This is a genomic window from Rhodanobacter sp. FDAARGOS 1247 (genome assembly GCF_016889805.1).
Lineage (GTDB): Bacteria > Pseudomonadota > Gammaproteobacteria > Xanthomonadales > Rhodanobacteraceae > Rhodanobacter.
The window spans coordinates 1,173,850-1,187,357 of record NZ_CP069535.1 but is presented as its reverse complement, the minus strand read 5'-3'; the positions used below and the strand labels follow the sequence as shown (position 1 = coordinate 1,187,357).

General features: G+C 67.2%; 12 protein-coding genes. 10 read left to right on the top strand and 2 right to left on the bottom strand.

Annotated elements, in window-relative coordinates; genetic code table 11:
• The first annotated feature begins 41 nt into the window (after positions 1-41).
• From rnhB to dnaE, 4 genes are all read left to right on the top strand, one after another.
• Positions 42-662, top strand: a complete 621-nt coding sequence (rnhB, locus tag I6J77_RS05215; RefSeq protein WP_239309197.1) for a ribonuclease HII — start codon at positions 42-44, stop codon at positions 660-662.
• A 222-nt stretch (positions 663-884) separates the two neighbouring features.
• On the top strand, positions 885-1,085 hold the full coding sequence (locus I6J77_RS05210; RefSeq protein ID WP_204110814.1) for a hypothetical protein: 201 nt from the start codon (positions 885-887) through the stop codon (positions 1,083-1,085).
• A gap of 92 nt (positions 1,086-1,177) precedes the next feature.
• A complete protein-coding gene (locus I6J77_RS05205) occupies positions 1,178-1,738 on the top strand; it encodes a TlpA disulfide reductase family protein (protein ID WP_204110813.1) in 561 nt (186 codons plus the stop codon).
• Positions 1,739-1,877: 139 nt separating this feature from the next.
• Complete coding sequence (dnaE, locus tag I6J77_RS05200) at positions 1,878-5,417, top strand: DNA polymerase III subunit alpha (protein WP_204110812.1); 3,540 nt, start codon at positions 1,878-1,880, stop codon at positions 5,415-5,417.
• Positions 5,418-5,462: 45 nt separating this feature from the next.
• Here dnaE and I6J77_RS05195 read toward each other — a convergent pair whose 3' ends face one another.
• Positions 5,463-5,837, bottom strand: a complete 375-nt coding sequence (locus I6J77_RS05195; protein ID WP_204110811.1) for a YajD family HNH nuclease — start codon at positions 5,835-5,837, stop codon at positions 5,463-5,465.
• A gap of 173 nt (positions 5,838-6,010) precedes the next feature.
• Here I6J77_RS05195 and I6J77_RS05190 point away from each other — a divergent pair, with 173 nt between their 5' ends.
• The 6 genes from I6J77_RS05190 to ispA all read left to right on the top strand — a co-directional run bounded on the left by I6J77_RS05190 (position 6,011) and on the right by ispA (position 11,894).
• Entirely contained in the window at positions 6,011-6,967 is a 957-nt protein-coding gene (locus tag I6J77_RS05190) for an acetyl-CoA carboxylase carboxyltransferase subunit alpha (protein ID WP_056717967.1), read from the top strand.
• Between the two features lie 291 nt (positions 6,968-7,258).
• Positions 7,259-8,209, top strand: a complete 951-nt coding sequence (locus I6J77_RS05185) for a DUF2268 domain-containing putative Zn-dependent protease (RefSeq protein WP_204110810.1) — start codon at positions 7,259-7,261, stop codon at positions 8,207-8,209.
• A gap of 207 nt (positions 8,210-8,416) precedes the next feature.
• Positions 8,417-9,154 carry an NYN domain-containing protein gene (locus I6J77_RS05180; RefSeq protein ID WP_204110809.1) on the top strand — a complete coding sequence of 246 codons (738 nt, stop codon included), beginning with the start codon at positions 8,417-8,419 and terminating at the stop codon, positions 9,152-9,154.
• A 10-nt stretch (positions 9,155-9,164) separates the two neighbouring features.
• Positions 9,165-10,466: a tRNA lysidine(34) synthetase TilS gene (gene tilS, locus I6J77_RS05175; RefSeq protein WP_204110808.1), complete on the top strand. Its 1,302-nt coding sequence runs from the start codon at positions 9,165-9,167 to the stop codon at positions 10,464-10,466.
• Positions 10,467-10,744: 278 nt separating this feature from the next.
• Complete coding sequence (locus I6J77_RS05170; protein WP_007804428.1) at positions 10,745-11,002, top strand: exodeoxyribonuclease VII small subunit; 258 nt, start codon at positions 10,745-10,747, stop codon at positions 11,000-11,002.
• A complete protein-coding gene (gene ispA, locus I6J77_RS05165; RefSeq protein ID WP_204110807.1) occupies positions 10,986-11,894 on the top strand; it encodes a (2E,6E)-farnesyl diphosphate synthase in 909 nt (302 codons plus the stop codon). The genes I6J77_RS05170 and ispA overlap by 17 nt, the downstream gene beginning before the upstream one ends.
• Positions 11,895-11,971: 77 nt before the next feature.
• Here the strand turns inward: ispA and I6J77_RS05160 are convergent, their stop codons facing one another.
• Entirely contained in the window at positions 11,972-13,495 is a 1,524-nt protein-coding gene (locus I6J77_RS05160) for an alpha/beta hydrolase (RefSeq protein ID WP_204110806.1), read from the bottom strand.
• Between the last annotated feature and the right edge of the window lie 13 nt (positions 13,496-13,508).

Genomic DNA, 13,508 nt, shown 5'->3' with positions numbered 1-13,508 from the left:
CGAGTACCTGCTCCCCACCTCAATCCTTCCCCTCAGGGGGGATGAGGCAAGCGCAGGAAGCGCGGGAATCGATTGGAGCGAGCCTGTTCGTGGCCGGCGTGGACGAAGCGGGACGTGGCCCGCTGGCCGGCCCGCTGGCCGTCGCCGCGGTGATCCTCGACCCTTCCCGCCCGATCGCCGGTCTGGACGATTCGAAGAAGCTCAGCGAGGCGAAACGCGAGGCGCTTTATCCCCTGATCATCGAGCGCGCGCTGACCTGGTGCGTGGTGCTGGTCGAACCGGACGAGATCGACCGCCTGAACATCTTCCAGGCCACCATGACCGGCATGAGCCGCGCGGTTGCCGGCCTCGCACCGGGTGCGCACGAAGCCCTGGTCGACGGCAACCAGTTGCCGAAGGACCTGCCCTGCCCCGGCCGGGCGATCGTCGGCGGCGATGCGCTGGAACCGGCCATCAGCGCCGCCTCGATCCTGGCCAAGGTCAGCCGTGACCGCCTGATGGTGGCCATGGAAAACCTCCATCCCGGCTACGGCTTCGCCGCGCACAAGGGTTATCCCACCCCGGCGCACCTGGCTGCGCTGCAGATGCTCGGCCCCTGTGCCCAGCACCGCCGCAGCTTCGCCCCGGTGCGACTGCTGCTGGATCAGGCAAGGCTGTTCTGACCGCCCGGGGCGCTTGTTCCCGTTCCAGCCACGATCGCGCATCCCGATGAGATTGATCCGCATAGGCCATCGGTCTATGCAACTTTCCCCCGCGCGCGCGCATCATTACCTTCAAGGAAACCCGCACAGCACGGATGCGCCCGTTGCACCGGCCCGTACTGACCTGCCGGCCCGCTCGCCAGCGAACTCGCACGCGTTCCCAGGGAACGCAGGAGTCACGCCATGATGCATCCGCAAAGCCACCCGACCACCCCGTCGCCATCGACCGCGGCGTCCGCATGGGAACCGGTTCTCGACACGACCGATCGCACCGACGAAACCCCGCTGTCGCACGCCGACTACAACCTGCAACCGCTGCGGGTACGGGCCCTCGATCATTACGTGAGCAGCGCCGGCGAGGACGAGCGCTTCTTCGTCCGCTGAGCCGGCAGGCCACCCGATCCGGCCACGCGGCCCGACTTCCTCGCTCCGCGGCATGTTGCTACGCTGGCGCGTGCCCCGGGGGAATGGAAGAGATGCGCAGAATCGCGATCGTGCTGCCTGGCCTGTTGCTTGGCCTGCTGCTTTGCTGCAACGCCGTGGCCGGCGACAGGCCGGGACTCCAGCCGGGCGACACGCCGCCGGATGCGCTGGGCACCACGCAGCGAGGCCAGGAGGTGACCGTCTCCTCGCTGCACGGCAAGGTCGTGGTGATCAGTTTCTGGGCCACCTGGTGCGGCTACTGCATGGAAGAGATTCCCGTGCTGGCGAAGCTGCAGTTGCTGGCGACCCGGCGCGGCCTGCCGCTGCAGGTGGTGGCGGTCAATCATCGGGAAGACCGCGACACCTTCGTGCGAACCTCGCGCGTACTGCGCAGGAGCCTGCCCGAACTGCTGGTCACCTGGGACCGTGACGGCGCGATCGGCAAGCCCTACGGCGTCAGCGGCATTCCGGTGATGGTGATGCTGCGTCGCGACGGCAGCATCGCCCACGTCCATGTCGGCTACGGTGCCGACATGCTGGACACGCTGGTCGCCGAGATCAACGCCCTGCTGCTCGAACAGCCTGCCGCGACGGCAGCCGTCGCCAGGCCTTGAGTTGATCGGGCCTTGATTTGATCGGACCTTGAGCCGATCGGGCGGGGCGCCGGCGCGCTTCGCGCAAACCGCGCGGAAGTCAATCTTGCCGCTGCCCCGGCCGCCGGGTAGCCTGCATGAATTCAGTGCGTAAACCGGCATGACCGTCAGCTACACCCACCTGCACCTGCACAGCGAATATTCGCTGGTCGACTCGACTATCCGCATCAAGGCGCTGGTCGCCGCCTGCGTGCGCGACGGCATCCCGGCGGTGGCACTGACCGACGACAGCAACATGTTCGCGCTGGTGAAGTTCTACAGGGCCTGCAGTGCCGCCGGCATCAAGCCGATCGGCGGTTGCGACCTGTGGATTTCCTCCAGCGACGACCCGCGTCCGTGGCGACTCACCCTGCTGTGCCAGAACCGCGACGGTTATCTCAACCTGTCGCGACTGGTCTCGCGCGCATGGCAGGAAGGTCAGCACGGCGGGCGCGCCCTGGTCGACGTGTCGTGGCTCACTGCCGGCGCCACCGAGGGCCTGATCGCCCTGCTCGGACGCGACAGCGAAACCGCCCGCCTCGCCATCGGCCAGGGCATCGGCGCGGCGCAGGCCAGGTTGCGTCCGCTGGCCCGGCTGTTTCCCGACCGGCTGTATCTGGAGCTGACCCGCTGCGGCCGCGACGGCGAGGAAAACTGGAACACCGCCGCGCTGGCACTGGCCGGCGAACTGGCGCTGCCGGTGCTGGCCAGCAACGACGTGCGCTTCCTCAAGCAGGACGACTTCGCCGCGCACGAAGCGCGCGTATGCATCAACCAGGGCCGCGTGCTGGCCGATCCCAAGCGCCCCCGCGAATACAGCGACCAGCAATACCTGAAGACGCCCGCCGAGATGGCCGCGCTGTTCGCGGATATTCCCGAGGCGCTGGAAAACACCGTCGAACTGGCCAAGCGCTGCACGCTGGAACTGAAGTTCGGCACGTACTACCTGCCCGACTTCCCGGTGCCCGAAGGCCACGACCTCGACAGCCATATCCGCGAGCTGTCGCGGCAAGGCCTGCGCGAGCGCCTGGAAAACGCGCCGCTGGCAGCCGACCACACGCTGGACGACTACCACGCCCGGCTGGAACGCGAGCTGGACGTCATCGTCAAGATGGGCTTCCCCGGCTACTTCCTGATCGTGGCGGACTTCATCAACTGGGGCAAACAGAACGGCATCCCGGTCGGCCCCGGCCGCGGTTCGGGCGCCGGCTCGCTGGTGGCGTGGGCGCTGAAGATCACCGACCTCGACCCGCTGCAGTTCAACCTGCTGTTCGAGCGCTTCCTCAACCCCGAACGCGTGTCGATGCCCGACTTCGACATCGACTTCTGCATGGATCGCCGCGACGAGGTGATCGACTATGTGGCGCGCAAGTACGGTCGCGACCGCGTCAGCCAGATCATCACCTACGGCTCGATGGCGGCCAAGGCTGTGCTGCGCGACTCCGGTCGCGTGCTCAGCATGCCGTACGGCCAGGTCGACCGGCTGGCCAAGATGGTGCCGCCGCGACCGCTCGACCTCACGCTTTCCGACGCGCTCGGCCGCTCCGAGAAATCGAAGAAGGAGACCGACCGCGTCGTCAAGGAGTTCTGCGAAACCTACGAGCAGGACGAGGATGCCCGTGCACTGATCGACCTGGCGCTGAGCCTGGAAAACCTCACCCGCAACGCCGGCAAGCACGCCGGTGGCGTGGTGATCGCGCCGACCCCGCTGACCGACTTCGCGCCGCTGTACTGCGAAGCCGGCGGCGGCGGCGTGGTAACGCAATACGACAAGGACGACGTCGAAGCGGTCGGCCTGGTGAAGTTCGACTTCCTCGGCCTGCGCACGCTGACCATCATCGACTGGGCGGTGAAGGCGATCAACGCGCGCCGCGCGAAAGCCGATGAAGCGCCGCTGGACATCTCGGCGCTGCCGCTGGACGACCCGGCGCCGTACGAGCTGCTGAAGAAGGCGCAGACGGTCGCCGTGTTCCAGCTCGAATCCTCCGGCATGCAGCGCATGCTGAAGGACGCCAAGCCCGACCGCTTCGAGGACATCATCGCGCTGGTGGCGTTGTACCGCCCCGGCCCGATGGACCTGATCCCGAGCTTCGTGGCGCGCAAGCACGGCCGCGAGGAAGTGGAATATCCCGACCCGCGCGTCGAGCCGATCCTGAAAGAGACCTACGGCATCATGGTCTACCAGGAGCAGGTGATGCAGATGGCGCAGATCGTGGGCGGCTACTCGCTCGGCGGCGCCGACCTGCTGCGCCGCGCGATGGGCAAGAAGAAACTGGAGGAGATGGCCAAGGAGCGCGCCAAGTTCCGCGAGGGTGCGGCGAAGGACGGCCTCAGCGGCGAGAAGGCCGATTCCATCTTCGACCTGATGGAGAAATTCGCCGGCTACGGCTTCAACAAGTCGCATGCCGCCGCCTACGCGCTGGTTTCGTACCAGACCGCGTGGCTGAAGGCGCACTACCCCGCCGAGTTCATGGCCGCCACGATCTCCGCGGACATGGACAACACCGACAAGGCGGTAACCTTCCTCAACGAAGCGCGCGCGATCGGCATCACCGTGCAGCCACCGGACGTCAACGCGTCCGAGTACATGTTCGTGGCGATCGAACCGAAGGTGATCCAGTACGGCCTCGGCGCGATCAAGGGCGTTGGCCAGGGTGCGTGCGAAGCGATCGTGGCCGAACGCACCCACGGCGCCTATACGGACCTCGCCGATTTCTGTCGTCGCGTCGATCCCAACAAACTCAACCGGCGCGTGCTCGAAGCCCTGATCATGGCCGGAGCGCTGGATGCGCTGGCGGCCAATCGCGCCAGCCTGATGCTGCAACTGCCCGACGCGATCAAGGCCGCCGAACAGCACCTGCGCGACAAGCAATCCGGCCAGAACGACATGTTCGGCGCGGCGATGGGCAACACCACGCCGGTAGTGAAAATCGAACTGCCGACCGTGCCCGAATGGCCTCTGGAACAGAAGCTGCAGGGCGAGCGCGACACGCTGGGCCATTACCTGTCCGGCCATCCCACCGACCCGTGGAAGGACGAACTGGCGCAACTGTCGACCTGCCCGCTGGGCGAGATCGTCGATCGCTACCAGCCGCCCAAGCCGCGCAAGAACGACGACGGCGACAACAACCGTTTCCGCCGTGGCCCCGACACACCATGGACCGTCGCCGGCATGGTCACCGCCGTGCGCAAGCGCGGCGACAGCGATGCCTTCGTGCGGCTGGAAGACGGCACCGGCATCATCGAGGTGAGCTTCTTCGGCGAGCTGTACCAGCAGATGGCGCCGCTGCTCACCCGCGACCAGATGTTGGTGGTCGATGGCGGCCTGCGCATCGACGACTTCTCCGGCGGCGGTTTCCAGTTGCGCGCACGCAGCGCGTTGTCACTGGAAGACGCCTGTCGCAAGCACGCACGCGTGCTGCAGCTGAAATTGAACGGCATCGGCCCCGACTTTGCCGCCCAGTTGCAGCGCACCCTGGCCGGCTACCGCGGCGGTCGCGCCAGCGTCACCCTGCATGGCTACCGCAACCGCAACGCCCAGGCCGACCTGGAACTGGGCGAGGCCTGGCGGGTCGACGCCATCCCCGACCTGTTGCGCGCCGTCCGCGCCCTGCCCGGCGTGCAAGCCGTCCGCCTGCGCATCGTCAAGCAGCAGGATTGACGCGCCTTGCTCCCTCCCCTGCTTCGCAGGTGGGGTGGGGGGTCGCTACTTCCTGCCACGCTCCATCATCGTCTTGAGGTCGGCAAACGGATTGCCCGTCGCCGGCGGCGCTTCCTCCACCGCCATCACCCCGCCGCGCACGTGGTCGATGTGCCGCGAGTGCTCGTTGTCGTGGCAATACACGCACAGCAGCTCCCAATTGCTGCCGTCGGGCGGGTTGAAGTCGTGATCGTGGTTGCGGTGGTGCACGGTCAGCTCGGACAGGTTCGTGCGGGTGAACTCGCGGGCGCAGCGACCGCACACCCACGGGTACATCTTCAGGGCACGCTCGCGATAACCCAACTCGCGCTGCTCGGCGGCGCGCCGGGCCTCGGCCACGATGCGGTCGAGTTTCGCGTTGTCGATGGGCTTGCTTGACATGCAGATGATCCAACTGCGGACGTGATGGGACAGGCGTGATGGGGCGGACGATAGCGCAATCGCGCCGCCCGTGGCAGACCGGGTGTCGACCCCGTCACAGCCATACGGCGGCGTTCTCGCGTTTTGTTGCGGGACGCTATACTGCAGCGCTTCAGTACCGTGAATTGCAGCGAATGAACCCAAACTTCCTCGATTTCGAACAACCCATTGCCGAACTGGACGCGAAGATCGAAGAGCTTCGCCACGCCAGCGACGGCCAGGCGTTCAATATCGAGGACGAGGTCGGCCGCCTGCGCGAGAAGCTGAAGATCAAGACCGCCGAGATCTTCCGCAACCTCAACTCGTGGCAGACCACCCAGCTGTCGCGCCACCCGGCGCGTCCGTACACGCTCGACTACATCGGCGTGATCTGCGAGGAATTCCACGAACTGGCCGGCGACCGCATGTACGCCGAGGACGCCGCCATCGTGGGCGGCCTGGGCCGCGTCAACGGTCGGCCGATGGTGATCATCGGCCACCAGAAGGGCCGCAACACCAAGGACAAGGTGCGCCGCAATTTCGGCATGCCGCGCCCGGAAGGCTATCGCAAGGCCTTGCGCCTGATGAAGATGGCCGAGCGTTTCGGCCTGCCGCTGCTGACCCTGATCGACACCCCCGGAGCCTATCCCGGCGTCGGTGCCGAGGAGCGCGGCCAGAGCGAGGCGATCGCCCGCAACCTGCTGGAAATGGCCGAACTCAAGGTGCCGATCATCTGCACCGTGATCGGCGAAGGCGGCTCCGGCGGCGCGCTGGCGATCGGCGTGGGCGACCGCACCAACATGCTGCAGTACTCGACCTATTCGGTGATCTCGCCCGAAGGCTGCGCCTCGATCCTGTGGAAGAGCGCCGACAAGGTGAAGGACGCCGCCGAAGCCCTGGGCATGACCGCCCCGCGCCTGTTCGAGCTGGGCCTGGTCGACAAGGTCGTGCGCGAGCCGCTGGGCGGCGCCCATCGCAATCCGCGCTCGATGGCGATCCGCCTGAAAGCCGTGCTGCTGAAGCAGCTCGACGAACTCCAGGCGATGCCCGTGCCCGACCTGCTCGAACAGCGCTACCAGCGCCTGCGCAGCTACGGCGCGTACCAGGGATAACTGCGAAACCCTGTCGCAGGGGCGCGCCGGTCTCGGCTGAGGCATCGTCTCCGGCATGGCCGGAACATGCCGCCAGTCACGTAGCGCCCGCAAAATGGCCTGGATACCATGATCCGTCAGTCGCCAATGCATTCCTGCGGACGCGACTGAACTGAAGTGACCCGCTGGTGTCCGCACGCATGTGCGCAATTGGCGGGAGTTCGCCAGCGTTCTCGCCCATCGCGCCATGGGCTGCTGAAGCATCGAGCTTATTTTCATCCTGGACACGACGGCCGCAAGGGGAATGCGAGCATGAAATTCATCAGTCTGACGTTCGTACTCGTTGCCGCCTGCGTATGCCAGCTACCAGGTGACGCACGGGCCCAATCTCCCCGGAGCGAACAAGCCGCGCCGCTCGCCAAGGCGGCGATCGGGCCCGCCCCGATCCATTTTCATTATTTCGATGCCGGGCTGACGTCCACCCCGGCTCATCCGCTGGACACCAAATCCTTGCAAGCGCTCGGCCAACGCTGGGTGGCGCAGTGCTCGGAGGGCGGCCAGTTCGCGAGTCTCGCCGCCACTTTCGCCCCGAACCCTTCGTTTTCGGCCAAGGAACGCGAAGCCGTGTCGAAGCGTTTCGACCAGGCCCGTTTCGAGGCCCTGGCCACGGCGGCATGGCGCAAAGCCAACGCCGCACTCCCCCAGGCAGCACCACTGAACCTGTGCGTCGAACTGGTCGACGCGCACAGTGAATTCATTACCAAGGCGATGCGTGGCGTGACCGGCCTGACCGCAGGCAGCGGCCGGATCATGCTGAAAGTGTCGGTCGATGCAGACTGGGCGCGCATGCTGCCGTACGCATTGGCGCACGAACTGCACCACAGTTACTGGGCGAGCCATGACTTCGATCCCGCCAAGCCGTTCTCCCTGCTCGATTACATGGTCTTCGAGGGGCGCGCGGACTACTTCGCCCACTTGCTCTATCCCGACACGTTCGCACCGTGGGACGAAGCCCTGACCGATAGCCAGTTCGCGGCATTGTGGCCACGGTTGCGCGGCGACGCGGACAGCACCGATTTCGCAATGATGCGGGCGGTGATGTTCGGCGATCCTCGTCAGCAGATCCCGCAATGGGCCGGCTACAGCGTCGGCTACCGGCTGGTAGCCCAGCGCATGCAGCTCAAGCCGGCCATGGACATCGCGACCATGACCGCCGCGCCGGCATCGGCCTTTCTGCCGGCCGTCCCGGTCAACGGCCGCTGACGGAACCGACGGCACAGCCATCGCCACGGCGACCCCGCCATTGCCGGCAGCACAAGGGCTGGAGCGTGCCTTAAGCATGCGGGGCCCGCTCGCGGGGCGATGCCGTGGCGTTGGCGCAAGGCCGGCGAGTCGCGCAGGGGGCCGGACGGACCACGCCGGGTCAGGGCGCGATACCATCGCGTCACCGAACTTTTCACCGGAAACGCCATGGCCCACGACAAGCTCGCCGTACTGATCGACGCCGACAACGCCCGCCCGGCGATCGTCGAGGGCTTGCTGGCGGAAATCGCGAAATACGGCACCGCCCACGTCAAGCGCATCTACGGCGACTGGACCAAGCCCGACTTGAACGGCTGGAAGGAAGTGCTGCTGCGCCACTCGATCCAGCCGATCCAGCAGTTCCGCTACACCGTCGGCAAGAACGCCACCGACTCGGCGATGATCATCGATGCGATGGACCTGCTCTACGCCGGGCGTTTCGACGGCTTCTGCATCGTCTCCAGCGACAGCGATTTCACCCGGCTCGCCTCGCGCATCCGCGAATCGGGGCTGACCGTGTACGGCTTCGGCGAGCGCAAGACACCCGAACCGTTCCGCACCGCCTGCGACAAGTTCATCTACACCGAAGTGCTGGCCGGCACCACGGCGACCGCCGAAGCCGAAGAGGCGCCGAAACAGCGCTCGGCCAAGGAACTGCGCGGCGACACCCACCTGATGAACCTGCTGCGCGGCGCCATCGAGGCGGCCTCGGACGACACCGGCTGGGCCGGTCTGGGCCCGATCGGCAGCATCATCAACAAGCAGTCGCCCGACTTCGATTCGCGCAACTACGGCTATGCCAAGCTCAGTGGACTGATCAAGGGCATCGGCCTGTTCGATACCGAGGAACGCCACATCGGCAACGGCAAGCACATCTACGTGCGCCAGCGCGCCGCGAAAAAATGAGCGGCCCGAAGTGAGCGACATGCTGCACCGGCACCTGCGCCGCGCGCTCGAGACCTTGCCGCCCGCGCCCCTGTGCGTGGCCTTCAGTGGCGGGCCCGATTCCAGCGCCTTGCTGCATGCGCTGGCGCAGTTGGCGCCGGCGCGCCTTCGCGGGCTGCGGGCATTGCATGTCGATCACGGCCTGCACGGGGACAGCCGGCTCTGGGCGGAACATTGCCGGGCGTTCTGCGCCGCGCTCGACATCCCCTGCGAGGTGTTGCCGGTGCACGTGCAGCGTGGCAGCGGCAGCGGCCTGGAAGCGGCCGCACGCGAAGCGCGCCACGCCGCGCTGGCCGCCCGGTTGCGCGAAGGCGAGCTGCTGTTGTTCGCCCATCACCGCGACGATCAGGTCGAAACGGTCTTGCTGAAACTGCTGCGCGGCGCCGGGCCCGAGGGACTGGGCGGCATGCGTGCCTTGCGCCGGTTCGGTGGTGGCCAGTTGTGGCGCCCGCTGCTCGAACTTCCCCGCCAGCAGCTGCACGACTACGTGGCGGCGCAGGGGCTGGCCTGCATCGACGACCCATCCAATGCCGACATCCACCTCGCCCGCAATCGCCTGCGCCACGAGATCCTGCCGCAGTTGCTGCGCTTCTGGCCGCAGGCGCCGGATTCGATCCTGCACAGCGCCGCATTGAGTCGCGCGGCGGCGGACACGCTGCGCACGCAATGGCTGGCCGCGTTCGAGGAACTGCACGATGCATCCAGCGGCAGCCTCGACGCCCCTGGCTGGCTGGCGCTGGCGCCGGCGCTGCGCGAACCCTTGCTCGATCACTGGCTGCATGCGCGTGGTCGCAGCGCGCCCACCGCGGCGCAACGCCAGCAGATCGAGCGTCAATGCGCGGCACGTGCCGGCCGGTTGCCCTGCATTCGCTGGGATGACACCGAGCTGCATATCTGGAAGGGTCGGCTGTGGGCGCTGCCGACCGCCATCGACATCGATGACGAGTGGCAGGCCGACTGGCATGGCGAACCACTGCTGCTTCCCGACGGCGGCGAATTGGCCCTGGATGATCCTGCCGCCCGCCTCGCGCAACCCTTGCGCGTGCGGCTGCGTCGCGGCGGGGAACGCATCAAGCCCGAGGGCGACGCGCACACCCGGGAATTGCGCGACCTGTTCCAGCAGGCGCGGATGCCGCCATGGCGGAGAGCGTGTTGTCCCTTGATCCATGCGGGCGATGAGCTGGTGGCGGTGGCGGATCGCTGGGTTAGCGGGCGTGGGGCGGAGTTGTTTCGGGCGGTGGGGGCGTGGCCGCGTTGGCGGGCGGGGCGGTGAGGCGGGGCGGCCCTCACCTCAATCCTCTCCCGCAAGCGGGAGAGGAGGCTGACGTGCCGAACGGGAGTCGGACTTCGTGCTTCGGCTTGGCTCGGTGGGTCGAGTTTCGGTGGTGGATTGGGTAGATTGGGGTGCCCTCACCTCAATCCTCTCCCGCAAGCGGGAGAGGAGGCGATGGTGCCGAGCGGGAGTCGGGCTTCGTGCGTCGACGTAGCGTGGTGGATCGGGTTGTCTTTCTGCATTGATTCTAGGGGCCTGCTGCGTTAGCGTTGCGGGCCATGGCCAAGACCGTTCCCGCAACCAGCAAGACCCCGCCCGTCGCCGACTTCGAACACTCGCTCGACGAGCTGGAGCAACTGGTTGCGAAGATGGAGGGTGGCGACATGAGCCTGGACGATTCGCTGGCCTCGTTCGAGCGCGGCATCGGTCTGTTCCGCCATTGCCAGCAGTCGCTGGAACAAGCCGAATTGCGCGTGCGCCTGCTGCTTGATCCCGATGCCCCCGACAGCGCCCAGCCGTTTGAACCCGAACTCTGATCACGCCGAGCTAGGCCCTGCCCTGCAGTCCCTGATCCAGCGCGCCGAACAGGCGCTCGATCGTCATCTGCCGCCGGCCGGACACTCCCCCGCCGAACTGCACCGCGCGATGCGTTATGCCGTGCTGAGTGGCGGCAAGCGGTTGCGTCCGCTGCTGGTCTACGCCGCCGCGCAGGCGCTGGGCCATGACAGCGCCGCGCTGGATGCACCGGCCTGCGCGGTGGAGCTGATCCACGCCTATTCGCTGGTGCACGACGACCTGCCTGCGATGGACGACGACGCCCTGCGCCGCGGTCGCCCGACCTGCCACATCGTGTTCGGCGAGGCGATGGCGATCCTCGCCGGCGACGCGCTGCAGGCGCTGGCGTTCGAGATCCTCGCCGACGACGCCGCGCGCCAGGTCGAGGCCGCCACCGGCATCGCCATGTTGCGTGCACTGGGCCGCGCCTGCGGCGCCGAAGGCATGGCCGGTGGCCAGGCGCTCGACCTCGCCGCGGTCGGCCAGCGGCTGAGTCTGGACGAACTGGAACACATGCACGCCTGCAAGACCGGCGCGCTGATCCGCGCCTCGGTGCAGCTGGGCGCGCTGGCCGCCGGCGCCGGGGCCGATGCACTGGAAGCACTGGACCGTTATGCGTATGCCGTCGGTCTGGCCTTCCAGGTGCGCGACGACATCCTCGACGTGGAAGGCGAATCGGCGGTGATCGGCAAGACCGCCGGCAAGGACGCCGCCGCCGACAAGCCCACCTTCCCCTCGATCATCGGCCTCGACGCCTCGCGCGCCCGGCTGGCCGGACTGACCGAGCAGGCGCTCGACGCCGTCGCACCGTTCGGCGCACAAGGCAGGCTGCTGGAAGAACTGGCGCGTTACGCCGCGCACCGGCATCACTGAGCACCGGGATACGACCCTGCGGGGACGATTACGGCTACGGCGCCAGGGTCAGCGCCATCTGGCCATCTCCCACACCCTCAACCGCCTTCGGATCGATTCGCCGGTGGCGCAAAGGATGGCAGCTCGAACTTGGGCACGGGCAAGGTCACATCCACCGGCAGATTGTCCATCTTGCCCGTCCGCAGGAACGCGTAGATCGCCGCCTTTGCCGCAGGACTTTCCCGCAACTGGTAGAACGTGCCATCGTGACTGGCTCGATGGACCAGGATCGCCCGGCCATTCGGGAAATACGGCAGCAGGCCAAGGGTGTTCTCGATTGGCGTGGAAGTGTCCCAGTCACCGTGCACGAACACCACCGGGATCGGGCTTTCGACCGGCACCCTCAACGCGTCGCCCATGTCCCGGGTAGGCCAGTCGGCTGCCGAGGCGATGTTCGCCTCGAAGTTCCAGGTACCCAGCAGTTCGACCGCGGGATCGGTACGAAGCTGCTGCTCGCGCGCCGCGGTAACGCCGAGGCTGCTGTCTGCCAGGGGGCCGATCAGGGTCGTGGTCCCCGCCTGGCGATCGGCGAGGACCTCGCGCGCCCAATCGTCGTAATGCCGGTGGTAGAGCGACAGGATGAAGGCTGGCCACTGCTCGCTCTCCTGTGTATGGGAAAGCAGCGCGAGCTGAAGATCCTCCGCACCCAGCACCACGGTCGATGCCTGCCCCGCCGCATTACGGACTTGCACACGCACCGGCGCACCGGCGAAACGCCGATGCAGGGCGCGCACCGCCTCCATCATGCCGCCGGGCGGCAGGTAAGGCGCCAGCGAGGGGTCGCGATCGGCGTCGCAAGCGATGCGCTGCAGCGCCGCGAATACATGCGACGGCATGTCGTAGCCATTGTTCAACGGCTCCACGCTAGACAGCACGGCGCGCGCGACGATGTCCGGATGCAGCCGCATCACCGCCAGGCTCCATTGCGAGCCGAAGCTCCCGCCGAACAGGCTGATCTTGTCGTAGCCGAGCGCCCGACGCAGGTCGTCGACGTCGGCGGCGAATTCGCCGATGTCATAGCCGGACAGATCCTTGTCCGGATTCGCCGCGACAGCCGCCCTGGCCTGGGCACGCATGGATTCGACTTCGGCATGGACCGAAGCGGGCCGGTCCAGCGGGATGGCGGCGCTCTTTGCCGTGAGCATGTCACCGCGACGCGTATAGCCGCGTTGTTCGATCACCACCAGGTCGCCCACGACGCCGTAGGTCAACCATGACCGCAGCCGGGCGGTGGCCGTTCCATCATGGTCGGTGAGCACGCCGAGCACGCTCACGCCGGGGCCTCCCGGCAGCCAGAACACCGGCGGCGCGCCGGTAGGCCGGGTTCCCCGGATGCGGGCAAAGCCGATGCCGATGAGGCGACTGCCGGGCTTGTGCCGGTTTTCAGGCACGTACAGCGTGCCGATTTCGTAAGGCACGCTGGCTCCCGTTTCGGAGCGGACCGTGCCATGTTCGACGACGATGTCGCCGGGCCGATGCGGAGTAGCCGCGAAAACCGGTGCCGCCAGAAACAGCAACGGCAGTGCGCGCCGCAAGAACATCGTCTGGATGATCGATCGCATGTGCGGCGCTCCC

Bases quoted from the DNA above. Each gene is read 5' to 3' on its own strand.
- I6J77_RS05160 (WP_204110806.1), bottom strand. From the start codon at position 13,495: ATGCGATCGATCATCCAGACGATGTTCTTGCGGCGCGCACTGCCGTTG.
- dnaE (WP_204110812.1), top strand. From the start codon at position 1,878: ATGACCGTCAGCTACACCCACCTGCACCTGCACAGCGAATATTCGCTG.
- I6J77_RS05170 (WP_007804428.1), top strand. From the start codon at position 10,745: ATGGCCAAGACCGTTCCCGCAACCAGCAAGACCCCGCCCGTCGCCGAC.
- I6J77_RS05190 (WP_056717967.1), top strand. From the start codon at position 6,011: ATGAACCCAAACTTCCTCGATTTCGAACAACCCATTGCCGAACTGGAC.
- I6J77_RS05205 (WP_204110813.1), top strand. From the start codon at position 1,178: ATGCGCAGAATCGCGATCGTGCTGCCTGGCCTGTTGCTTGGCCTGCTG.
- I6J77_RS05185 (WP_204110810.1), top strand. From the start codon at position 7,259: ATGAAATTCATCAGTCTGACGTTCGTACTCGTTGCCGCCTGCGTATGC.
- I6J77_RS05195 (WP_204110811.1), bottom strand. From the start codon at position 5,837: ATGTCAAGCAAGCCCATCGACAACGCGAAACTCGACCGCATCGTGGCC.
- I6J77_RS05180 (WP_204110809.1), top strand. From the start codon at position 8,417: ATGGCCCACGACAAGCTCGCCGTACTGATCGACGCCGACAACGCCCGC.
- I6J77_RS05210 (WP_204110814.1), top strand. From the start codon at position 885: ATGATGCATCCGCAAAGCCACCCGACCACCCCGTCGCCATCGACCGCG.
- rnhB (WP_239309197.1), top strand. From the start codon at position 42: ATGAGGCAAGCGCAGGAAGCGCGGGAATCGATTGGAGCGAGCCTGTTC.